The 19,145-nt window shown below is 59.5% G+C and carries 29 protein-coding genes; 15 read left to right on the plus strand and 14 right to left on the minus strand.

Annotated features, from left to right (window positions below; all coding sequences use genetic code 11):
- Position 1: 1 nt before the first annotated feature.
- From O2N64_RS05835 to O2N64_RS05845, 3 genes are all read right to left on the minus strand, one after another.
- Positions 2 to 556, minus strand: a complete 555-nt coding sequence (locus O2N64_RS05835) for a DUF924 family protein (protein WP_271079341.1) — start codon at positions 554 to 556, stop codon at positions 2 to 4.
- Between the two features lie 17 nt (positions 557 to 573).
- The gene (locus tag O2N64_RS05840; RefSeq protein ID WP_271079342.1) at positions 574 to 993 is read right to left on the minus strand and encodes a hypothetical protein; all 420 of its coding nucleotides are present in this window, start codon (positions 991 to 993) and stop codon (positions 574 to 576) included.
- A gap of 83 nt (positions 994 to 1,076) precedes the next feature.
- Complete coding sequence (locus O2N64_RS05845) at positions 1,077 to 1,346, minus strand: zinc-finger domain-containing protein (protein WP_271079343.1); 270 nt, start codon at positions 1,344 to 1,346, stop codon at positions 1,077 to 1,079.
- Positions 1,347 to 1,400: 54 nt separating this feature from the next.
- On the opposite strand from O2N64_RS05845, the gene O2N64_RS05850 reads away from it, so the two are divergent.
- The 3 genes from O2N64_RS05850 to nadB are packed head-to-tail and all read left to right on the plus strand — an operon-like array spanning position 1,401 to position 4,700.
- Positions 1,401 to 2,357 carry an ABC transporter ATP-binding protein gene (locus O2N64_RS05850; RefSeq protein WP_271079344.1) on the plus strand — a complete coding sequence of 319 codons (957 nt, stop codon included), beginning with the start codon at positions 1,401 to 1,403 and terminating at the stop codon, positions 2,355 to 2,357.
- Between the two features lie 48 nt (positions 2,358 to 2,405).
- Positions 2,406 to 3,074, plus strand: coding sequence for a hypothetical protein (locus O2N64_RS05855; RefSeq protein ID WP_271079345.1), 669 nt, complete (start codon positions 2,406 to 2,408; stop codon positions 3,072 to 3,074).
- A gap of 39 nt (positions 3,075 to 3,113) precedes the next feature.
- Positions 3,114 to 4,700 carry an L-aspartate oxidase gene (gene nadB, locus O2N64_RS05860; RefSeq protein ID WP_271079346.1) on the plus strand — a complete coding sequence of 529 codons (1,587 nt, stop codon included), beginning with the start codon at positions 3,114 to 3,116 and terminating at the stop codon, positions 4,698 to 4,700.
- 74 nt (positions 4,701 to 4,774) lie between these two features.
- Here the strand turns inward: nadB and O2N64_RS05865 are convergent, their stop codons facing one another.
- Positions 4,775 to 5,254: a hypothetical protein gene (locus O2N64_RS05865; protein WP_271079347.1), complete on the minus strand. Its 480-nt coding sequence runs from the start codon at positions 5,252 to 5,254 to the stop codon at positions 4,775 to 4,777.
- A gap of 89 nt (positions 5,255 to 5,343) precedes the next feature.
- Positions 5,344 to 5,565, minus strand: a complete 222-nt coding sequence (locus tag O2N64_RS05870; RefSeq protein WP_271079348.1) for a hypothetical protein — start codon at positions 5,563 to 5,565, stop codon at positions 5,344 to 5,346.
- 624 nt (positions 5,566 to 6,189) lie between these two features.
- On the opposite strand from O2N64_RS05870, the gene O2N64_RS05875 reads away from it, so the two are divergent.
- From O2N64_RS05875 to O2N64_RS05890, 4 genes are all read left to right on the plus strand, one after another.
- On the plus strand, positions 6,190 to 8,232 hold the full coding sequence (locus O2N64_RS05875) for a ribonucleoside-diphosphate reductase subunit alpha (RefSeq protein ID WP_442866745.1): 2,043 nt from the start codon (positions 6,190 to 6,192) through the stop codon (positions 8,230 to 8,232).
- A 176-nt stretch (positions 8,233 to 8,408) separates the two neighbouring features.
- Positions 8,409 to 8,600 (plus strand): hypothetical protein, encoded by a 192-nt coding sequence (locus tag O2N64_RS05880; protein WP_197919826.1) that lies wholly within the window; start codon positions 8,409 to 8,411, stop codon positions 8,598 to 8,600.
- Between the two features lie 12 nt (positions 8,601 to 8,612).
- On the plus strand, positions 8,613 to 8,798 hold the full coding sequence (locus O2N64_RS05885; protein ID WP_271079349.1) for a hypothetical protein: 186 nt from the start codon (positions 8,613 to 8,615) through the stop codon (positions 8,796 to 8,798).
- Positions 8,799 to 8,821: 23 nt separating this feature from the next.
- Positions 8,822 to 9,103, plus strand: a complete 282-nt coding sequence (locus tag O2N64_RS05890) for a hypothetical protein (RefSeq protein WP_271079350.1) — start codon at positions 8,822 to 8,824, stop codon at positions 9,101 to 9,103.
- 103 nt (positions 9,104 to 9,206) lie between these two features.
- Here the strand turns inward: O2N64_RS05890 and O2N64_RS05895 are convergent, their stop codons facing one another.
- Positions 9,207 to 9,449, minus strand: a complete 243-nt coding sequence (locus tag O2N64_RS05895) for a DUF2171 domain-containing protein (RefSeq protein WP_271079351.1) — start codon at positions 9,447 to 9,449, stop codon at positions 9,207 to 9,209.
- Positions 9,450 to 9,586: 137 nt separating this feature from the next.
- On the opposite strand from O2N64_RS05895, the gene O2N64_RS05900 reads away from it, so the two are divergent.
- Complete coding sequence (locus O2N64_RS05900) at positions 9,587 to 9,889, plus strand: hypothetical protein (protein ID WP_271079352.1); 303 nt, start codon at positions 9,587 to 9,589, stop codon at positions 9,887 to 9,889.
- A 39-nt stretch (positions 9,890 to 9,928) separates the two neighbouring features.
- On the opposite strand, the gene O2N64_RS05905 is transcribed toward O2N64_RS05900, so the two are convergent.
- A complete protein-coding gene (locus O2N64_RS05905) occupies positions 9,929 to 10,147 on the minus strand; it encodes a hypothetical protein (protein WP_271079353.1) in 219 nt (72 codons plus the stop codon).
- A gap of 150 nt (positions 10,148 to 10,297) precedes the next feature.
- A complete protein-coding gene (locus O2N64_RS05910; RefSeq protein ID WP_271079354.1) occupies positions 10,298 to 10,537 on the minus strand; it encodes a hypothetical protein in 240 nt (79 codons plus the stop codon).
- 191 nt (positions 10,538 to 10,728) lie between these two features.
- Here O2N64_RS05910 and O2N64_RS05915 point away from each other — a divergent pair, with 191 nt between their 5' ends.
- On the plus strand, positions 10,729 to 11,790 hold the full coding sequence (locus O2N64_RS05915; RefSeq protein ID WP_197919819.1) for a ribonucleotide-diphosphate reductase subunit beta: 1,062 nt from the start codon (positions 10,729 to 10,731) through the stop codon (positions 11,788 to 11,790).
- Positions 11,791 to 11,872: 82 nt separating this feature from the next.
- Positions 11,873 to 12,520, plus strand: a complete 648-nt coding sequence (locus O2N64_RS05920; RefSeq protein WP_271079355.1) for an MT-A70 family methyltransferase — start codon at positions 11,873 to 11,875, stop codon at positions 12,518 to 12,520.
- Positions 12,521 to 12,528: 8 nt separating this feature from the next.
- Here the strand turns inward: O2N64_RS05920 and O2N64_RS05925 are convergent, their stop codons facing one another.
- Positions 12,529 to 13,359 carry a BglII/BstYI family type II restriction endonuclease gene (locus O2N64_RS05925; protein ID WP_271079356.1) on the minus strand — a complete coding sequence of 277 codons (831 nt, stop codon included), beginning with the start codon at positions 13,357 to 13,359 and terminating at the stop codon, positions 12,529 to 12,531.
- A 103-nt stretch (positions 13,360 to 13,462) separates the two neighbouring features.
- On the opposite strand from O2N64_RS05925, the gene O2N64_RS05930 reads away from it, so the two are divergent.
- A complete protein-coding gene (locus O2N64_RS05930) occupies positions 13,463 to 13,906 on the plus strand; it encodes a hypothetical protein (RefSeq protein WP_271079357.1) in 444 nt (147 codons plus the stop codon).
- Positions 13,907 to 14,037: 131 nt separating this feature from the next.
- A complete protein-coding gene (locus tag O2N64_RS05935; RefSeq protein ID WP_271079358.1) occupies positions 14,038 to 14,292 on the plus strand; it encodes a YdcH family protein in 255 nt (84 codons plus the stop codon).
- Between the two features lie 50 nt (positions 14,293 to 14,342).
- Here O2N64_RS05935 and O2N64_RS05940 read toward each other — a convergent pair whose 3' ends face one another.
- Entirely contained in the window at positions 14,343 to 14,978 is a 636-nt protein-coding gene (locus O2N64_RS05940; RefSeq protein ID WP_271079359.1) for a hypothetical protein, read from the minus strand.
- The gene (locus O2N64_RS05945; RefSeq protein ID WP_271079360.1) at positions 14,978 to 15,436 is read right to left on the minus strand and encodes a DUF4870 family protein; all 459 of its coding nucleotides are present in this window, start codon (positions 15,434 to 15,436) and stop codon (positions 14,978 to 14,980) included. The genes O2N64_RS05940 and O2N64_RS05945 overlap by 1 nt, the downstream gene beginning before the upstream one ends.
- A 298-nt stretch (positions 15,437 to 15,734) precedes the next feature.
- Between O2N64_RS05945 and O2N64_RS05950 the strand changes: the two genes are divergently transcribed.
- The 3 genes from O2N64_RS05950 to O2N64_RS05960 all read left to right on the plus strand — a co-directional run bounded on the left by O2N64_RS05950 (position 15,735) and on the right by O2N64_RS05960 (position 17,575).
- Positions 15,735 to 15,920 carry a YdcH family protein gene (locus O2N64_RS05950; protein WP_271079361.1) on the plus strand — a complete coding sequence of 62 codons (186 nt, stop codon included), beginning with the start codon at positions 15,735 to 15,737 and terminating at the stop codon, positions 15,918 to 15,920.
- A 129-nt stretch (positions 15,921 to 16,049) separates the two neighbouring features.
- Positions 16,050 to 17,264 carry a Na+/H+ antiporter NhaA gene (gene nhaA / locus O2N64_RS05955; protein WP_271079362.1) on the plus strand — a complete coding sequence of 405 codons (1,215 nt, stop codon included), beginning with the start codon at positions 16,050 to 16,052 and terminating at the stop codon, positions 17,262 to 17,264.
- A 68-nt stretch (positions 17,265 to 17,332) separates the two neighbouring features.
- Positions 17,333 to 17,575, plus strand: a complete 243-nt coding sequence (locus O2N64_RS05960; RefSeq protein ID WP_271079363.1) for a hypothetical protein — start codon at positions 17,333 to 17,335, stop codon at positions 17,573 to 17,575.
- Positions 17,576 to 17,587: 12 nt separating this feature from the next.
- Here the strand turns inward: O2N64_RS05960 and O2N64_RS05965 are convergent, their stop codons facing one another.
- The 3 genes from O2N64_RS05965 to O2N64_RS05975 all read right to left on the minus strand — a co-directional run bounded on the left by O2N64_RS05965 (position 17,588) and on the right by O2N64_RS05975 (position 19,116).
- Positions 17,588 to 18,010, minus strand: a complete 423-nt coding sequence (locus tag O2N64_RS05965; protein WP_271079364.1) for a thermonuclease family protein — start codon at positions 18,008 to 18,010, stop codon at positions 17,588 to 17,590.
- Between the two features lie 105 nt (positions 18,011 to 18,115).
- Positions 18,116 to 18,889 (minus strand): polyphosphate kinase 2, encoded by a 774-nt coding sequence (gene ppk2 / locus O2N64_RS05970; RefSeq protein WP_271079365.1) that lies wholly within the window; start codon positions 18,887 to 18,889, stop codon positions 18,116 to 18,118.
- Between the two features lie 74 nt (positions 18,890 to 18,963).
- On the minus strand, positions 18,964 to 19,116 hold the full coding sequence (locus tag O2N64_RS05975; RefSeq protein WP_271079366.1) for a hypothetical protein: 153 nt from the start codon (positions 19,114 to 19,116) through the stop codon (positions 18,964 to 18,966).
- Positions 19,117 to 19,145 lie beyond the last annotated feature (29 nt).

The following is a 19,145-nucleotide window of genomic DNA, read 5'->3' on the forward strand; positions in this document are numbered from 1 at the left end:
GTTACCAGCTGAACCCGGCGTCGATTGCGCGTTGCTCTGCGGCTGTGGTTTTCCGGCCGAGGATATCGTTTCGGTGCGGGAAGCGGCCAAAGCGCGCGATCATGCGGTGATGGCTGCGCGCGAAGCTGAGATTGCGTCCGCCATTGATCCGCCGGAAAGCTTCCAGCGAACGCAATTGGTCTGCGATATCCTCACTATGCATCAATGGCATGGCGAGGAATTGCGCATGTCGCGATGGTAACGCCTGCTCGAAGCCGCAGTCCAGCGCGGTATGGGCGATGCCCCGGGCCAGCGGATCGAAAGCAAAGGCGTTTGGAGTACCGCGGAAGATATTCCGCGGCATCTGGTCGAACAACAGCACGCCAGCCAATGCCATTTGCGGATCGATGACGAAATTTTCGGGCCGCAAAGACGAAAGCGCCTCCAGCTCTCGCCGGAAGCGCTTTTCGCATTGTGCGTCTATGTGGTCGGAACCGCCCCACCAATCGGCGGGTGTGAGTTCGTAAAACCAGAAGTGGAGCAGGCTCGCGGCCCATCGCCTGTGTGCGAGTGCCACGGAGCGCGCGCTAAGCCTTAGCCTTCGGCGCTTTGCACTTCGGTATACGGCACCCAGTCCTCAAAGAAGACGACGCCCGAGAAAATGCCGCTCGTGCGGTCGATCGTGCGTGTCACATCGTGGCGGCAAAGCTGGCTGCCATACCGCTCGATGATGGGAACATCCCACGGGCCGATGGCGTCAGGCTGCGTCGTGCGCGCGACCCACAGCGTATCGCCGATGCGATAGGCAAGGCCTACATTCTCGACCACGCGCAGGCGATTGGAATTGAAAATGCTGATGCATGATTGCGCTTCACCGGAAACCTGGCGGTCTTCAACCAGTTCGGCAAAAGCTTCATCGGAGCGCTGCTGAATGCGCTCAGCGCGATCCTGCGCCATGGCCGGGGCGGAGAGCGCCAGCGCGGCGGTGGCTGCTGCTGCGAATGCGATTTTCATCAAAAGTCTCCTAAACGGTCCATGTGAGCGGCAATATGTAACACTCTATCACTGAACCTAAGCTGACAGGAGGCTTTTGTTCCTCAGTAAGCCGGGTTCTTGCGCGCCGTCTTGGCATCTGCGCCGGTGGCGGAGACATCGGGCACATTGCCATCATCGGCCGGGCCGCCCTTCAGCACGAAACGGCGATCGCAATAGCCGCAATCGGCAAATCCCGAAGCATCGATCTGCATCCACACGCGTGGATGGCCAAGGCTGGCGGGCAGATAGTTCTCGCCGCCGCGAATATCGCCGGCGCCATCGCACCAGACGCGGGCGGAATCGACAAGGGTGGTTTCGGGTGCGTCAGTCATGGCTTTGCCTCTATCGCTTTACGCCGCTCCGGAAAAGCCCCAAAGAGCGCAGCGATGTCAAACACCGAACCGTCAGCCGCAATCGAAATCCGCGACCTGAAAAAGGTCTATGCCGGGACCAAGAAATCCGGTCCGAAAGAAGCGCTGAAAGGCGTCAGCTTCGATGTGCCGGAAGGACAGGTTTTCGGGCTGCTCGGTCCCAACGGGGCGGGCAAGTCGACGCTCATCAACATCATGGCCGGGCTGGTGAACAAGACCGGCGGCAGCGTGAAAATCTGGGGTCACGATATCGATCGCGATCACCGCAATGCGAAGCTCAACATCGGCATCGTGCCGCAGGAAATCGTCTTCGATCCGTTCTTCACGCCATATGAAGTGCTGGAAAACCAGAGCGGCATGTATGGCGTTGCGAAAGCGCTGCGGCGTTCGGAAGAGCTACTCAAGGCCGTGCGGCTGGAAGACAAGCGCGATGCCTATGCCCGCACGCTGTCGGGCGGGATGAAACGGCGGCTGCTGATTGCCAAGGCCATGGTCCATTCGCCGCCTATCCTCGTGCTCGATGAACCCACCGCTGGCGTCGATGTCGAACTGCGCAAGCAGCTATGGGACTTGGTGGGCGAATTGAATGCAGAGGGCGTGACCGTGGTGCTCACCACGCACTATCTCGAAGAGGCCGAAGAGCTGTGCGAGCGCGTCGCCATCATCAATCACGGCGAGCTGATCGCCAACAAGCCGACGCGCGAGCTGATCGGCATGATGGGAGAGAAGATCGTCCGCGTGCAGGTGGACAAAGACCTTGGCGGCCCGATCATGGAAGAGGCTTTCATCAAGGCTGAAGTGGTCGAGCCGCGCGTCCTCGAAGTCACCTATGACAAGGGCGAAACGACCGCCGGGCAAGTCCTCGCCAAGGTGCAGGAGCACGGCTACGCAATCGAGGATGTGACAACCCGCGAGGCGGATCTGGAAGACGTGTTCGTGGAGTTGACGAAGGCGACGCAAACCCCTCAATAAGATGCGTATCACCTGTCAGTGTGGCAGAGGTCCAGGAGGGGGAAAGCCATGAAAACTCGCAGTATTGCCATAATTCCGATCATCGCCATGCTTGCTGCCTGCGGCGACACGGGCGCTGCCACCGAAGATGGTGACAACATGTTTGGAGCACTCGTAGAAGAGTCCGGTGAAGTAGGTTCGGAAGGCGATACGGCAAGCGAAGCGACAGGTGCTACAGAACCCGCCAGAGAAAGCGCGCCCGCACAATCGCGGCCCGAGCTTTCGGATGTTTTTTTCTATGTCGACCCTTCTGACTGCATGACCGATCCCAATCTGATCATGGCGAAAATGACCGTCATGCTCGATCCGGATGCCAACCCGATTGATCGGCTTCCCACCGTCGCCCGCAACGCCGCCACGGGCTATGATCGCGGATCCGAAGGGGAGGTGGCCTATGGCTACATTCGGTTCGACGCTACGTGGCACGGGCTCAAGCTGGATGCCATCGGCTGGAACAATGTGAACGGTGACTGGGGGCAACCGATTTTCGAATTTGACGAACCCTTCCAGCGCGTGGCCGAAGTGCTGGCCGCGGAGGGTTATTTGGTAGGGCCAAGCGGCACCGAATACGGAATGGAGCACCCGGCGCAAGGCTACCGCGCCATGATAACGGTCTCGTCAATGCCGATGGATGAAGAGATGTCCTTCTACGAGTGCCAATACGTGCCGATGCAGTAGGCTCTTGCGCCGCAGCCCCGGCGCGTGTTCAAGCGGGGCATGACAGCAATCCAATCAGACGTTCTCATCATCGGTTCGGGCGCGGCGGGGCTTACGGCGGCGCTGACGCTGGCGGAAAAGTGCAAGGTTCTGGTCCTCGCCAAGGGTACGCTTCACAGCGGCTCGACCGCCTGGGCGCAGGGCGGCATTGCGGCAGTGCTCGATGCGGGCGACACGTTCGAGGACCACATTCGCGATACCATGGTGGCAGGCGCCGGGCTGAATGATCGCGACACGGTCGAATTCGTTATCGAGGGCGCACCTGCCGCGATTGATCGCCTGTGCGAGCTTGGCGTGCCTTTCAATCGCGAGAGCGGCGATTTGCACCTGACGCGCGAGGGCGGCCATTCGCATCGCCGGATCGTCCATGTCGATGATGCGACCGGCTGGGCAGTTCAGGCGGCTCTCCTCAAGGCGGCAGAGGAAAATCCCAACATCACCCTGCTGCCCGATCGCACCTGCGTCGATCTCATCACCGGCCGCAATGCGGAAAAATATTCAGGATCGGGCCGCGTTTGGGGTGCCTATGCGCTCGATGTGACGACCGGAAAGGTGGAAACCTACACCGCCAAGGCCACGATCCTTGCGGCAGGCGGCGCGGGCCGCGTCTACCAGTTTTCGACCGCTCCGCGCGGCGCGACGGGAGACGGGATCGCGATGGCCTGGCGGGCAGGCGCGCGCGTGTCCAACATGGAAATGATGCAGTTCCACCCGACCTGCCTTTACAATCTGGAGGTGAAAAACTTCCTCATTACAGAGGCGGTGCGCGGCGAGGGCGGGCGGCTGTTCCACCCCGAAACCGGTCACCGCTTCATGGAGGATTACGACGCCGAGCGGATGGAGCTTGCTCCGCGCGATGTGGTTGCCCGCGCGATCGACGACCAGATCAAGCGCTACGGCCTCGATTACGTCCATCTCGACATCAGCCACATGCCCGCCGATTTCGTGACGCATCATTTCCCGACCATTCATGAAAAGCTGATGGGGCTGGGGATCGATATGACCAAGGGGCCGATCCCTGTCGTGCCCGCACAGCATTACACCTGCGGCGGCGTGGTGATCGATCTGGACGGACGCACCGATTTGCCCGGCCTCTATGCTGCGGGCGAAGTCACTGAAAGCGGCCTGCACGGCGCCAATCGCCTCGCGTCCAATTCCCTGCTCGAATGCTTCGTGTTCGGAGAAGCGGCGGGCAAGCATATCCTCGAAAACTGGGACGGGTTCGAAGCGCCGCCAGCGATCCGCGAATGGGATGAAAGCCGCGTCACCGATTCGGACGAGGAAGTCGTCATCAAGCAGAACTGGACCGAAATCCGCCGCATGATGTGGAACTATGTCGGCATCGTGCGCACCACCAAGCGGCTGGAACGCGCGGGCAACCGCATCGATCTGCTCGGCGAGGAAATCCGCGACTACTACGGCCACTTCCGCGTGACGACCGACCTCATCGAACTGCGCAACCTCCACCAATGCGCCGACCTGATCGTAAAGAGCGCCCTCAAACGCCACGAAAGCCGCGGGCTGCATTACACGCTCGACTATCCGGAGACAGCGGACGTGGTGGAGGATACGGTGCTGGTGCCTTAGGTTCGGACCGGCTTAACTAGTCCAATCTACAACGGATGAGACCAATCCGGAAGGCTCAACGCTGCGGGCTACATTCAAATACTGAGCACGATATCAGCGATTTCACCTTCGGGGCCGGCAAGAAGCCCACCCCAATCGAGGGTAATCTGCCCGTGGTCCGAAATGATTTGCATGGTGTGATAAGAGGTTTCGGTCGCTGGCGTCCCAGTTCTGTCTAGATACGCGTCATATACAGATGCACTCTGAAGTAGTGCCTCTAAGCGCTCGACAAGCGCAGTGTCGAGCATTTGACTATCATGACCCAGTAATTCGTATTCTGTACGGATCGACCCCCACGGATCCAACTGACGGATTTGCGCGAGCTGCCATAGGCCGTCGCCGTCTTGCCAAGCCAATGTGCTCGCGGTGCGGCTAATGTGGTGAGCTTCCGTGCTTGTGATGACTATCACCGGTTGCTCAGTGGGCATCTCAACGTTGAAGCGGGCCCAGATCTCCAACCCCCTCTCGATCTCCGCAATAGCCTCTGCGTCTGGCAAAACAGCGTCTTGCGCCACAATGGGAGCGATCGGGGCTGGTGTCGCCTGACAGCTAGCGAGAGCAACAAACAGAGTGCACGGGATAAGCCTGACTATCTGCAAATCCCTCAATCCCCCATCATCAGGATGAAGACGAAGGCAAGGAAGGTTCCGCCCAGGAACAGCATCCAGCTCCAGTAGAAATCGAAATCGATCCCGTATTCGGGCAAAACCACATCGACCTGGAAGATGTTCAGCATGCCGCCCGTCGCGCCGCCTGAGCCCATGAACAGGGCGACGATCAAGGCGAGCAATGCGCCGAAGGGTATGGCTTTCAGAAAGGCGATCATGACAAGGCTGGCTCCTGCCTGAAAATGATTGCCCAATGCTTAGCGGCTTCGCCCCTCGCGTCCAGCGCGGGGAGACGAGCGGTGGACAAATCGAACGAAAATTTCACGCCCGGATTCGATTGATTCACGGATCGCTCATTTTGAATCGCATTTGTGAAACTGCACAGATTTTTTTCCGCAGATTGATTTTACCCCTTGCGCATCGCGCGAGCCGTGGACTTTCCACGCGTCGCGGTGTCTTGTCGTTGCAACACACCGCAAATTCGCGGCACCAATTGGCGGTAAATCGCTTTTAACCCTCTTGCGTCTCACCCGCTGCCGATTCACTATGGGTTGTGGTCGTGACTGCGGGGCTACCCACTAGACCTTGTTTTTCCTCCCTACGTGCGGATTCGCACGAGGGGCCCGGATTCGGCGAATTCCGGCGGAGAGAACAGGGACATTGTGGACGATGCAGTGGGTGATCTGGTGATGGGCGGGGGATAAAGATTCCACGCCCATCCATGTGAAAAAGCGTTGTGAATGACTACATAGGGGTGACAACCCCGAGTCGAACACAAGCGGAACAAAAACGCAGGCGGCTGGGGATCATCCCCACGCCTGGCAGAAACGGGAACGGGGCAAATGGAATTTCGAAACGGAGACGATGCGGCAATGGGACTGGACGAAAACATGACGACCGACGCTCCTGAAAAGCCCGCATCTGAAAAAACAGCTCCGAAAAAGGCAAAGGCAGTAAGCATGGATAAGAAAGACGCCGGAAGCGAAGAGCTGGTGGCCGAAGCTGCCGCTGGCGCCATGGCCGAAGCGACCAAGGCTGCCATGACGGAAGCCGTCAAGCCCAAGAGCGATTCCAAGAGCATCCTGCCGCGCCGTTTCGACGTGAAGATCGACGAATCGCGCGATGCGAACCTGACCGAATTCGGCAAGGAAACGCTCACCGATCGTTACCTGTTGCCGGGTGAGAAATATCAGGACCTGTTCGCCCGCGTCGCCGATTATTATGCGGACGATGCCGAGCATGCGCAGCGCTTGTATGATTACATTTCCAACCTGTGGTTCATGCCCGCAACGCCCGTTCTCTCGAACGGCGGCACCACCCGCGGCCTGCCGATCAGCTGCTACCTGAACTCGGTTTCGGACAGCCTCGATGGCATCGTCGGCACGTGGAACGAGAATGTCTGGCTCGCTTCGAAGGGCGGTGGCATCGGCACCTATTGGGGCAATGTGCGCGGCATTGGTGAGCCGGTTGGCCTCAACGGCAAGACCAGCGGCATCATTCCCTTCGTGCGCGTGATGGACAGCCTCACGCTGGCGATTTCGCAGGGCTCGCTGCGGCGCGGCTCGGCGGCCTGCTATATCGACATCCACCACCCGGAAATCGAGGAATTCCTCGAAATCCGTAAGCCCTCGGGCGACTTCAACCGCAAGGCGCTGAACCTGCACCACGGGGTGCTGGTGACGGACGACTTCATGGAAGCCGTGCGCGCTGGCGAAAGCTACGATCTCGTCTCGCCCAAGGATGGCAGCGTCCGCAAGACGGTGGATGCCCGCTCGCTGTTCCAGAAGCTGGTCGAAACGCGTCTCGCCACGGGTGAGCCCTACATCGTCTTCTCCGACACGGTGAACCGCATGATGCCCAAGCATCACCGCGATCTCGGCCTCAAGGTCTCGACCTCGAACCTGTGTTCGGAAATCACCCTGCCGACAGGTGTCGACCACCTCGGCAACGATCGCACCGCCGTTTGCTGCCTGTCCTCGCTCAACCTCGAAAAGTGGGAAGAGTGGAATGGCGACAAGCAGTTCATCGAAGACGTGATGCGCTTCCTCGACAATGTCCTGCAGGACTATATCGACCGCGCGCCGGACGAGATGGCCCGCGCCAAATATTCCGCTGCGCGAGAGCGTTCGGTCGGCCTCGGCGTCATGGGCTTCCACTCCTTCCTGCAAGCCAAGCAAATCGGCTTCGAAAGCCCGATGGCGAAGGTGTGGAACCTGAAAATGTTCAAGCACATCAATGCCAAGGCGAACGAAGCATCGATGATGCTCGCCAAGGAACGCGGCCCGTGCCCCGATGCAGAGGAAATGGGCGCGATGGAACGCTTCAGCTGCAAGATGGCAATCGCGCCGACCGCGTCGATCTCCATCATCTGCGGCGGCACCAGTGCCTGTATCGAGCCGATCCCGGCGAACATCTACACCCACAAGACCCTGTCGGGCAGCTTCGTGGTGAAGAACCCGCATCTGGAAAAGATCCTCGACAAGAAGTCGAAGAACTCGACCAATGTGTGGAACTCCATCCTCGAGAAGAACGGCAGCGTCCAGCATCTCGACTTCCTGACCGACGAGGAAAAGGCCGCGTTCAAGACCAGCTTCGAAATCGACCAGCGCTGGCTGCTCGAATTCGCCGCCGATCGTGCGCCCTTCATCGATCAGGCGCAGAGCCTCAACCTCTTCATCCCCGCCGATGTCGACAAGTGGGACCTGATGATGCTGCACTTCCAGGCGTGGGAAAAGGGCATCAAGTCGCTCTATTACCTGCGCAGCAAGAGCGTGCAGCGCGCCGGTTTCGCCGGCGGCGTGGAAGCGGACAACACCGCCGATGCGCAGAAGTTCGAGCTGGCCGCAGAGCAGACCGATTACGAGGAATGTCTCGCCTGTCAGTAGGAGGTTTTCGATCCAGGCCGGATCGATACGGAAACACAATCGCCCTCCCGAGCTTAGGCCCGGGAGGGCGATTTGCTTTGTGATGAATTGGTCGTAGGCGGCGCAGCAGAGCTTCCCCGCGCCAGAAATCACCGTTAGGCTCTGCCGTTCCAGCTGACGGGGATGAGGGGACGCGCGTGGACGGGAATATACCGATGATTGTCGGGATCGTGGGCACGGTGCTTGCGGTGCTGGTGTTCGTGAATGGCTGGCGAATGCGCAAATCGGGGCGCTCGGGCGCCGCGCTGGGCTGCGCGCATATGGTGCTGGCGGTGATCTTCGTGCCGATGATCTGGTGGATCATCAACAACCTGCTCACCGCTGCATAGGGGGAGGCAATCATGGACAATGACACGCTGTTTATCTCCGCCATCGTCGTGGTTGGCGTGCTCGCCATTCTCAATGCTTGGCGCGGATCCGTATTGATGCGCGGCGGCGACGTGGCGGGCGCGCGCAAGTTCTTCATCATGGGGCTGACCATGCTGTTCATGGTCGCCTTCGCGATCTATATCAGGCCTGTGGGATGAAACGCCGGGAGGAGAATTCCGCCATGTTCCAGAGAATTGCCATCGCCGTGGGCCTCGCCCTGCTGCTGTCAGCCTGCGCGAGCCAGATCGATGCGGGCGTCTCTGCAGAGCCTGCCGCACCCGGCTTCTGGTGGGGCCTGCTGCACGGATTTATCTTCCCTTGGGCATGGATCGGCTCGCTCTTCAGTGACGACATCGCGGTCTATGCCGTGCCCAATTCGGGCGGCTGGTACGATTTCGGCTTCTTCCTCGGCATCACCGTGCTCGGCGGGGGCAGTTTCTTCGGGTCGAAGAGCAGGGGCTGACACCACAAACGCGAAGCCCGGCCTCGCCAGCCTCCTTGAGGCTTGGCGAGCGCCGGGCTCCTGTTGCTGCCGTCCTCGCGGACTGGCAGAAACTGTAGTTCTATCAGACGGTGGCGTCGGCCTTGTTGCCGAGACCCGTCGGGATGCGTGCGTCCTTTTTCAGGTATACGCGATTGTCGTCCACGCGGTCCACATCGTCCATGCTCAGGAAGTGGTGCATGTCATCCGAGCTGTCCGACTTGGTGAGCTTGATCTTGTCATTCTCCACCGCGTCCACGGTGCCGACATGCTCGCCTTCCGAATTGGTGACTTCCATGTGTTCACTGATGCGTAGCTTCTCAAACATAAAGTAATTAGCCTTTCAAATTAGCGTCTTACTTAACCAACGGAGGGGCGCGGGGCACGTTCCTCAACTCGTCGTTTCTGATGCACGCCTCGTTTTTCGTAAGGCCTTTTTAACCAATCCGGGCGTATGGAAATCGCATGGGTAGCAGAGCCAACAAACGCTTTCCGACGCACCATGGATACGGCGAGATCGGCGTGTCGCGGTTTTTCGTCCTTTACGTCGCGCAAGTGGCGTGGTTCGGGCTGGGCATCTACCTGTATGCGGACGCCTATTGGCCTTCGACCTGTCAGCCACAGAACCTGCTGGAGATCTACGGTTGCTCGATGCGGCTGCCCGAAAACGGCGGCTGGCGCGAGGCCGGTCTGCTGACCTGGCTGTGGGCGACACCGATCCTGATCGGTCTCGAAATCTCGCGCCGCATCAACAAGCCGGAACGTTGAGACTCCTTTAGCAGGGCGGGGTGAGTCGGCGAGCTGTCCCTACTTCACAAAACCATTGGCGAGCGAGCCATCCGCATGGCGAGCGCGCGTGCTCTGCTTGTGCTGCGGGCCCCGACGTACTTGTGGGGCATTTTCGGCCCGCACACCGACCTGATGCATCTGGGTGACCGATTGCGCAATTTGCGGCGGATCGATTTGCTGTGGGGGCGGCGGCAATGTGTCTCGGTTCGACTGATCGGCAGGCGATTTCGTAGTCATTCTCTCTCTCCAGCGCGCCGGAATTGTTCACGCATGGAGAAAACGTTCGACGGTAAAACCGCGTTCCCACGGCCGGTCGCAAAAACCCATCAATTCAAACGCAAAGGGGCGAGCCGAGGCCCGCCCCCTGTATCAGCGCCGCGAGGAGTCTTACTCGCTCGCGAACTTCTTCCTGATCGCATCGGTCAGGCCCTCGGCGCCGTCTTCGATCGCGCGTTCGATAATGTCGTCGTCCGGATTGTTCTCGATATCGGGACGCTCGCCCTCGGCGCGCTTGCGGGCTTCGTCTTCGCGCGCACCGGTGGCGACAAGGCCTGCGCCATCGGGCTCTTCCTGATGGGTAACGGCGCGGCTGTCTCCGGGTTCGTAATCGTACTTTTTCTCGGCCATGGCGGGGTGCTCCTGAATTTCAGCGGGTTCGTACCCCATCAACCCATCCGCAAGGCCGCCTGTTCCGGCACCTGACCTAAAGCATGCACCTTATCCGGCGAATTATCCCCGACACAAAGTCCATGCTTGCTATCGAATCACGCCTGTGATTCCCTATATGAGTCATTCGCACAAACACCGGAGACCACCACATGTCGTTGCTCGAAGCCCGCAAGACCTACAAGCCCTTTGAATATCCCTGGGCCTATGAGTTCTGGAAACGGCAGCAGCAGGTGCACTGGATGCCGGAAGAAGTGCCCTTGGGTGAGGACTGCCGCGATTGGGCGCAGAATCTCTCCGATCATGAGCGGAACCTGCTCACGCAGATCTTCCGTTTCTTCACTCAGGCCGATGTCGAGGTGCAGGATTGCTACCACGAGAAATACGGCCGCGTGTTCAAGCCGACCGAAGTGAAGATGATGCTCGCCGCCTTCTCCAACATGGAGACGGTGCATATCGCGGCATATTCCCACCTGCTCGATACGATCGGCATGCCCGAAAGCGAATACGGCATGTTCCTCGAATATGAGGAAATGAAGGACAAGCACGACTATTTGCAGGAATTCGGCGTCGACAATGACGAGGATATCGCCCGTACGCTGGCGATGTTCGGCGGCTTTACCGAAGGGCTGCAGCTCTTCGCCAGCTTCGCCATGCTGATGAACTTCCCGCGCTTCAACAAGATGAAGGGCATGGGTCAGATCGTCAGCTGGTCGGTGCGCGATGAAAGCCTGCACTGCGAAGGCATCACCCGCCTCTTCCACGCCTTCTGTCAGGAGCGTGACTGCCTGACCAAGGCGGTGAAGGAAGACATCATGGACATGTGCCAGAAAACGGTGCGCCTGGAAGATGCCTTCATCGATCTCGCTTTCGAGGACGGCCCCGTGCCCGGCATGACGGCGAAGGAAATCAAGAAGTATATCCGCTACATTGCGGACTGGCGCCTGCAGCAGCTCGGCCTGCCGACCATCTACATGGTCGAAGACCACCCGCTGCCCTGGCTCGCCCCGCTGCTGAACGGTGTGGAGCACGCCAACTTCTTCGAAACCCGCGCCACCGAATATTCCAAGGGCGCGACGACGGGCAATTGGCAGGACGTATGGTCGAGCTTCGACAAGCGCCGCACCGCCAAGGCCGCGAACGAAGAAGAAGTCGCGGACGAAGGCCCGGACATGTTTGGTGAGACCAGCGCTAAGGGTGTTGCTGCGGAGTGATTTGATCCGTTTCGGCGGTGTCGCCTTGACACCACCGTCTGAATGATTCAGATCTCGTTTTGTTCTACAAGCGGAGGATCAAATGCTCGACCCGAATGGCCATAGTTCTGCCGGAATGTCGCTGCTGGAGACCGCCGGTAGTCAGCAATTTGGAACGATCCTCGCCGATCCTCCTTGGCAATTTCAGAATCGCACCGGGAAGGTGGCGCCAGAGCACAAGCGCCTGAACCGCTATGGTACGATGACGCTTGACGAAATCTGCGAATTGCCGGTGTCAGAGATAGCTGATGATCCTGCGCATCTGTATCTTTGGGTGCCAAACGCCCTTCTCCCGGATGGTTTGCGCGTGATGGAAGAATGGGGTTTTCGCTACGTTTCCAACATCATTTGGGAGAAGGTCCGCAAGGATGGTGGGCCTGACGGGCGCGGTGTGGGTTTCTATTTCCGCAATGTTACCGAAGTTCTTTTATTTGGCGTTCGCGGGAAGAATGCACGGACCCTTGCACCCGGGCGTCGGCAAGTGAACATCATTCGCAGCCGCAAGCGTGAGCACTCGCGCAAACCTGACGAGCAGTATCCTATCATAGAGGGTTGCAGTTGGGGGCCGCGTATCGAACTTTTTAGTCGTGGGGCGCGTAAAGACTGGACGGTTTGGGGTAATCAGGCTGACGAAAGCTATGAGCCTAATTGGAAGACCTACGGCTACAATAGCGCCGCACCAGCTGAATAGGCCGCTATTTAGTGATCTGATTCCTCGTCGAAGAGATCGTCTGCCTTGATGCTGTCATCGACGACCGGGTTTTTCGCCCTCCATTGCTTGAGTTCCGTAAAGATGGGCTCTCGAAAGCCAAGCGCGAGAATCGGGCATCCTCCAGATCTCCCGGCATTCACTCGGTAGTCCAACTTACCCATCCAAGTAGTGCTCGCACCGTATTTGTCTTTGAACGATTTCTTTTTGTCAGCGTTGGTACTGATGCGTGAACCTATGTCAGCGAACATCGCAGATAAGTTAGTTGAACGAGTTAAAATTATTCCGACATCGATGATGCCGCACTCGTAGAACATGCGCATTGCATAAAGGTCACGATCAAAGGTCTGATCCTTGCTGTTCCATTCAAGATCAAATGCGACTCGCCCTTTCACGAAGTCGATTTGATGGCCGTCCAAAAAATTTTCTAGGACGGATTGGTCTTGAGACGTCAGAAACTTTGATTTGCTATTCTTCTTGTTGAGGACCTTGGCCGATTTCTTAACGAGAAGATCGGCTGATATTCTTGTTTCATTCCAGCCTAGTGGATGCAGGAGCCCTTCCAATTTTTTAGCTATACGCGATTTATTTCCCCCGCCTTCCAAGATATCCCGCATTTCAATTTCAAATGGAAGCAGGACATCCAACAACTCTTGAAAGAGTACAGGGTGTGCTGACCGTGCAAGCGTAGCGGCATTGCGGAAACTTCGGAATTCGTATTTGTCGGTAAACCCATCTGGAAGCGTGTTTTCTATGATTTTGTCTTCAACCTTGATCTTTTGGAGCGGTCGAAGTGCGGCTTGCAGGTTTTCGTCGTCCATAAGATCTCCGTAGTCGATTGGAATCGAATTAGAATTACACTTTTGCTTTCTTTCCTTCCTAACCCCTTTCCTACATCCCAAACAAGCTCCCACCCTCCGGCGCATGAGCAGCGCCACATCACCTCGCCACCCGAAACCCCGCCGCCGCATTCCGGCGTTCCACCCCGTGCCCGTGCGCGCACGCAAGGACGGGTGGACGCCCGACAGGCAGGGCGCGTTTATCGGTTATCTTGCGCAGACGCTCTGTGTGGCGGAGGCCGCGCGGCGGGTCGGGATGGACGTGACCAGTGCCTATCGACTGCGCCGCCGGGCAGGCGCGGCGGGGTTTGCCAATGCCTGGGATGTGGCGCTGGGCAAGCGGGTGAGCGGGGTCAATCGCGCCTCGGCAAAGTCCACGGGTCTCTCGGCCGCCTATCGCTTCCACACGGGGCTGGTGCAGGTCGTGATGCGGCGCGGGAAATTCCGCAGGATTCTGCGCAAGAATGACGACAATGCGATGCTGCAATTGCTCGCCCAATGCGACAGGCCGGGGGTGCATTATGGCTGAGGGACGCGTGTCTTACACTTGCGATCTGTGTTCCACCCTCGCGCACCGCCCACGCCAGTTTGATCCAGCGCAAAGAGCGCCGCGCGCTATCGCCCTACACTTGGCATCATCAACCACAGGAAGGATGCCAAATGTCGCAGCACACACCCAACGAACTGACCACGATCTTCAAGCGCGATCGCGATCTCGTCACCCGGCTCAAAACCGAGGATGGCCATTTCGCGCGGCTGGCGGAGGACTATCACGCGGTCAATCGCGAGGTGCACCGGATCGAGGCGGAAACCGAAGCGGCGAGCGACGAGCGGGCCGAAAGCCTGAAGAAGCAGCGTCTCAAACTGCTCGACGAGCTGACCGCCATGGTGACCGCGGCGCGCTCGAACGCCTGACGTGCTCAGGTGGGTGCGGGCTACCAGCCCCCAAGTCACCAGCCCCCAGTTTACCAACCCCAGGCGGGCGGGGGCGGCTCTACCGGGTCGCTTGCATCGAACTCCACGCGGAACAGGCGGGTGGGATCGTTGCGGCGGGTGAGCTGGTAGGTGAAGCGGGCGCCGGGCGCGTCTGCATCGTCGACCTCGATCCGCCAGACATTGGTGAGCGAGGCGGTGAGGCCCTCGCGCTCGAACAGGGCGATGGAGTAGGCATCGACGGGGAAGTCCTGCACCCGCGCCGTGCCGGTGGACAGCGTGTCGCCGCCATACTGGGTCAGCACGTCCTCGCTGCCGTCCTCATGCCGGTGATCGTGCTTGAGGCGCAGGCCCTCTTCGGTGCGGGTGACGAGCCAGGTGCGGCTGCGGTTCCAGCCACCGGGATAGGCATCGTCCTCCACATGGAAGGCAATGGCGATGCGGGTGTCCGAACACTCAGCCCAATGCGCGATCATCCGCTTGCCTTCCCAGTCGGCATCGCGCTCGTCACTGCTGGCAAGGCCGCCTTCGTAAGCGCTGCCGCAATGGCTGGAGAGCGCATTCCAGAACGCCTCCTGCGAAGCGGGAAGGGCGGGGACATCCGAAGTGCTCGCACAGCTGCTCAGCGCAAGCGCGGCGGGGGCGAGGAGGAGTGCAGAGGTGCGCATCAGAACAACAGGGCCTTGGGGTTGGGCATCGGGCGGCGCTCGCCTGCCTTTACCAGGGAGAGGATGCTGCGGATGGCGAACCATGCCGACATCGCGAAAAAGAGGAGCATGCCGAACAGCATCAGGAGGAAGAACCCGCCACGCGGCGCACCGGTCGTCGGCCCTCCATCGAATGCCCATGTCGTGGCGAAGATCGTAAAGAACATCCCGAAGAAGAACACGAGGGTGACGACAAATCCGATCCAGAACGTGCGGATGAGATAGGTGAAATGGGTCTTTTCCCATTCGCTCGTCCGCTCTTCCCCGCGCCAGACATAGGCGAGGATCACGCCGATGAAGACGGAGAACCCCAGCACGAAATTGGCAAGATACAGGATCGAAATGATCACCGGCCGCTGCATGTTGAGCGAGTTGTCCTGCGGCGTGCTGGCCGTCTGCGATTGCGAAGTCTCGTCCATGGTATCCCCTTCCAAGAAAAGCTGTTTCAGCAAGTCTACGCGGTGGCAAGGCGGGTGGAAAGGGGCATCGCAACTGCATCCGAATGCAAAAAATGCGATTCTGCTTGAAACCAATCGCGATGATATACATTTACATCATGCGGACCGGGCCCCTCTGGCAAGCGTCTCATTTGCGCTTGTGATGTCGGACCGCATCGGACAGCCGATGCGTGTTTGAACGGAGAGCCGGGCGCTTCTCCCCACACAACACGGCAAAAGCTGACCGATCATCTTCAACCCGTATTTTGGGAGAATTTGGATGACGGCCCGTTTCTACAAACTCACCGAGCTTCACCAGAAGCTGGATGCAGCGCTGCGCATGGAGACCATGCGGCGATTGCCCGATCAGCTGAAAGTGATGGCGCTCAAACGCCGCAAGCTGCGCGTGAAAGACCATCTGGTCCGCCTGACGCCAAGCCACGTGCTGGCCACTTCTCGAGGCTGAGCCTCGGCGAGGGGCGGGGCGGAAGCGGCGTGTCCACTTCCCCTCCCCATCCAACGGCTGCGACCGTTCCGCTCCTCGCACCTGTCATCTGCTGCCACCCGCCACCCGATCCGCTGACGAGACGAAACCATGATTAGCAAAGTCGCTCCCATGCTCACCGATTTCCTGAAGAAGGAAAGCGCCGGCGGCATAACCCTGATCGTTGCGGCTGCACTCGCGCTGGTGATTGCCAATTCGGCGCTGGCCGAGGGCTATTTCAGCGCGCTGCAAATCCCCGTGGTGGCAGGCATTGGCTCGGCAATGATCGACAAGCCTTTGCTGCTGTGGATCAATGACGGGCTGATGGCGGTGTTCTTCTTCCTGGTCGGGCTGGAGGTGAAGCGCGAGGCGCTGGTCGGCCAGCTCAACAGCTGGAACAAGGCCAGCCTGCCGCTTGCCGCTGCCGTGGGCGGCATGGCGATCCCGGCAGCCATCTTCATCGCTTTCAATACGGGTAGCCCTGAAAACCTCTCCGGCTGGGCGATCCCGGCGGCGACCGATATCGCCTTTGCGCTGGGCATCCTCTCGCTACTCGGCCCGCGCGTGCCGGTTGCGCTGAAAGCGCTTTTGTTGGCGATTGCAGTGATCGACGACATTGGCGCGATCGCGATCATCGCCCTGTTCTATACTGCCGAAACCGACATTAATATGCTGATCGGCGGAGCGATTACGCTCGCAGTGCTCGCCGCATTCGGTCGCGCGAAAGTCGGCTCCAGCATTCCCTACGTCATTCTTGGTATTGTTCTCTGGGTCTTCGTGTTGAAGTCGGGCGTCCATGCGACACTGGCGGGGGTTGCTGCGGCGATGTGCGTCCCGGTGCAGGCGAAAGACGGCTCGCGCCCGCTGGAGCGGATGGAGCATGCCCTGCACCCCTATGTCGCATTCCTGGTGATCCCGATCTTCGGCTTCGCCAATGCTGGCGTCTCGCTCAGCGGTGTCGGCCTCGACACTCTGCTCGCGCCGCTGCCGCTCGGCATTGCGCTCGGCCTGCTGATCGGCAAGCAGATCGGCATTGTGGGATTTGCCTGGGCCGCGGTGAAAACCGGTATCGCAACGCTGCCCGAGAATGTCGGGTGGAAGCAGGTGCACGCGGTTTCGCTGCTCGCCGCCATCGGCTTCACCATGAGCCTGTTTATCGGCAACCTTGCTTTTGCTGACCCTGCGCAGATTGACGCGGTGAAGATCGGTGTCCTGTCCGGATCTCTGATTGCAGCCATTGCAGGCTTCCTCCTGCTTAAGGCCACGCTGCCATCTGCACCGGCGGAGCCTCGCCGGGAAGAAGTTGCGGGAACTGACGAGGGCTGAATCTGCTTTTATCGGCAAGAGTGCTATGCCCTTGCGCATTGCGATCCGTTAAAAAAGGAGAAGGTAGAATGACCAGCTTGAGCAAAAGTGCAATCGCCCTCGCGGCCCTTGCGCTGCCTCTGGCAGCTTGCGGTGAGGCGGAAGAAGAAACCACTTATGAGGCCGATGCAGAAGATCTGAGCGGCAGCGAATTGCAGGTGGCGGACCCCGATCCTGACGCGGTTCCGGTCAATATTCCCGAGACCGAAATGACCAATGTCCCGCAGGATGAAGTGCCCGAAGATATCGAAGGCGGCGCTGCGGAAGAGTAATCGCCTCAGGGCTCAGGATTCGCTCGCGCACCAGTCCCTGTCAAAGCCGCTGCGCCGGGCGAGATTGCGTGCCACCATGTAATCGGCCACATCCTCGCCTGCGCGGCGTGCGCTGCGCAGTTCGCGGCCATATTGATCGCGTGGCGGCTCTGCTCCGCCGTCCATTTCGAAGGGGCCGCGATTGAGCCAACGTGTCAGCTCGTAGCGCGCAACGGACGCGAGTTGCCGTTCGGCTTCGCAGGCACCGTCGCGTTCGGGGGTGTCGAAGCCCGTCAGGCGAATACGCCTGTCGCCAATCATCAGCGTATCGCCATCGATGACGCAGGCGGCCCCGCTTCCACTGCCGCATTCGCTCCAATCGTAATCGACCGTGTCCCAGTCCGCTGACCGATATCCAAATCGATCGTAGGCCCAGGCTGCGGCGACTATGATCACGATAAGCAATGGCCAGCGCAACCGCCGCCAGAAGTGCTTCCTGCGCCGCCGATCCTGCCATTTCGCATCGAAGCGCGGAGGTGTGCCCGCTTTGCGGAACAGCGCTCAGTCCTCCAGCGGAAATGGAGCGATGGGGTGAAGCAGGCCATGCTCTTCGCCGAGAGGTTCGTGGCCGAGGTCGGGCCACTCCAGCTCCTCGTCCGGCACATGGGTATCGGGGAGCCTGTCCAGCAGATTGCGGATCAGTGTCAGCCGCCCGTGCTTCTGGTCGTTGTAATCGACGACGGTCCACGGCGCATGCTCGGTATGCGTGGCGGCAAACATCGATTCGCGCGCTGCGGTGTATTCGGCAAACTTGGTGCGGCTCGCCACATCGATGGGGGAAAGCTTCCAGCGCTTGAGCGGGTCTTCTAGCCGCTCGGCGAAGCGTTCTTCCTGATGCTCCTGATCGGCGGAGAGCCAATATTTGAACAGTCGGATCCCATCGTCGACCAGCAGTTTTTCAAAAGTCGGCACTTCGCGCAGGAACTTTGCCACCTGCGCTTCATCGGCAAACCCCATCACTTTCTCGACGCCTGCACGGTTATACCAGCTGCGATCGAACAGCACGATTTCTCCGGCGGCTGGCAGATGCGGAACATAGCGCTGGAAGTACCACTGCGTGCGCTCGACATCGCTCGGCTTGGGCAGGGCGACTACGCGGCACTGGCGTGGATTGAGGCGAGCGGAAATCGCCTTGATCGTGCCGCCTTTGCCTGCTGTATCGCGGCCTTCCAGCAACACGCAGATGCGCTCGCCATTGGCTTTCGCCCAGCGCGCCATGCGCACCAGCTCATGCTCGAGCGGTTCGAGCAGCGAATTGTAGAGTTTGCGTTTCATGCTGGCCAATCTGCCGCAGCTTGGCGGCCTTGGCCAGATCAATAAGCGCCCAGATCAATCTGCAATTAGATCAATCACCGCGAATAGACGCGCGGCGTGGCGCGGCGGTCTTCGCCGCTGCGACGATCACGGCCTTTGCGCCGGTCCGGCCCTTCGAACGGGAGTTGCGCTTTGCGCCGATCTCCGCTTTTGCGGCGGTCTCCGCGTCCTTCTTTTGGCTCACCCATGATGCCCCCAAAGGCTGTGAATACGATCT

The organism is Aurantiacibacter sp. MUD61 (genome assembly GCF_027912455.1).
Classification (GTDB): domain Bacteria; phylum Pseudomonadota; class Alphaproteobacteria; order Sphingomonadales; family Sphingomonadaceae; genus Alteraurantiacibacter.

Coding starts and splice junctions, on each gene's coding strand:
- O2N64_RS05840 (WP_271079342.1), bottom strand. CDS start 993: ATGAAAATCGCATTCGCAGCAGCAGCCACCGCCGCGCTGGCGCTCTCC.
- O2N64_RS05845 (WP_271079343.1), bottom strand. CDS start 1,346: ATGACTGACGCACCCGAAACCACCCTTGTCGATTCCGCCCGCGTCTGG.
- O2N64_RS05850 (WP_271079344.1), top strand. CDS start 1,401: ATGTCAAACACCGAACCGTCAGCCGCAATCGAAATCCGCGACCTGAAA.
- O2N64_RS05855 (WP_271079345.1), top strand. CDS start 2,406: ATGAAAACTCGCAGTATTGCCATAATTCCGATCATCGCCATGCTTGCT.
- nadB (WP_271079346.1), top strand. CDS start 3,114: ATGACAGCAATCCAATCAGACGTTCTCATCATCGGTTCGGGCGCGGCG.
- O2N64_RS05870 (WP_271079348.1), bottom strand. CDS start 5,565: ATGATCGCCTTTCTGAAAGCCATACCCTTCGGCGCATTGCTCGCCTTG.
- O2N64_RS05875 (WP_442866745.1), top strand. CDS start 6,190: ATGGAATTTCGAAACGGAGACGATGCGGCAATGGGACTGGACGAAAAC.
- O2N64_RS05885 (WP_271079349.1), top strand. CDS start 8,613: ATGGACAATGACACGCTGTTTATCTCCGCCATCGTCGTGGTTGGCGTG.
- O2N64_RS05890 (WP_271079350.1), top strand. CDS start 8,822: ATGTTCCAGAGAATTGCCATCGCCGTGGGCCTCGCCCTGCTGCTGTCA.
- O2N64_RS05895 (WP_271079351.1), bottom strand. CDS start 9,449: ATGTTTGAGAAGCTACGCATCAGTGAACACATGGAAGTCACCAATTCG.
- O2N64_RS05900 (WP_271079352.1), top strand. CDS start 9,587: ATGGGTAGCAGAGCCAACAAACGCTTTCCGACGCACCATGGATACGGC.
- O2N64_RS05905 (WP_271079353.1), bottom strand. CDS start 10,147: ATGACTACGAAATCGCCTGCCGATCAGTCGAACCGAGACACATTGCCG.
- O2N64_RS05910 (WP_271079354.1), bottom strand. CDS start 10,537: ATGGCCGAGAAAAAGTACGATTACGAACCCGGAGACAGCCGCGCCGTT.
- O2N64_RS05915 (WP_197919819.1), top strand. CDS start 10,729: ATGTCGTTGCTCGAAGCCCGCAAGACCTACAAGCCCTTTGAATATCCC.
- O2N64_RS05920 (WP_271079355.1), top strand. CDS start 11,873: ATGCTCGACCCGAATGGCCATAGTTCTGCCGGAATGTCGCTGCTGGAG.
- O2N64_RS05925 (WP_271079356.1), bottom strand. CDS start 13,359: ATGGACGACGAAAACCTGCAAGCCGCACTTCGACCGCTCCAAAAGATC.
- O2N64_RS05930 (WP_271079357.1), top strand. CDS start 13,463: ATGAGCAGCGCCACATCACCTCGCCACCCGAAACCCCGCCGCCGCATT.
- O2N64_RS05935 (WP_271079358.1), top strand. CDS start 14,038: ATGTCGCAGCACACACCCAACGAACTGACCACGATCTTCAAGCGCGAT.
- O2N64_RS05940 (WP_271079359.1), bottom strand. CDS start 14,978: ATGCGCACCTCTGCACTCCTCCTCGCCCCCGCCGCGCTTGCGCTGAGC.
- O2N64_RS05945 (WP_271079360.1), bottom strand. CDS start 15,436: ATGGACGAGACTTCGCAATCGCAGACGGCCAGCACGCCGCAGGACAAC.
- O2N64_RS05950 (WP_271079361.1), top strand. CDS start 15,735: ATGACGGCCCGTTTCTACAAACTCACCGAGCTTCACCAGAAGCTGGAT.
- nhaA (WP_271079362.1), top strand. CDS start 16,050: ATGATTAGCAAAGTCGCTCCCATGCTCACCGATTTCCTGAAGAAGGAA.
- O2N64_RS05960 (WP_271079363.1), top strand. CDS start 17,333: ATGACCAGCTTGAGCAAAAGTGCAATCGCCCTCGCGGCCCTTGCGCTG.
- ppk2 (WP_271079365.1), bottom strand. CDS start 18,889: ATGAAACGCAAACTCTACAATTCGCTGCTCGAACCGCTCGAGCATGAG.
- O2N64_RS05975 (WP_271079366.1), bottom strand. CDS start 19,116: ATGGGTGAGCCAAAAGAAGGACGCGGAGACCGCCGCAAAAGCGGAGAT.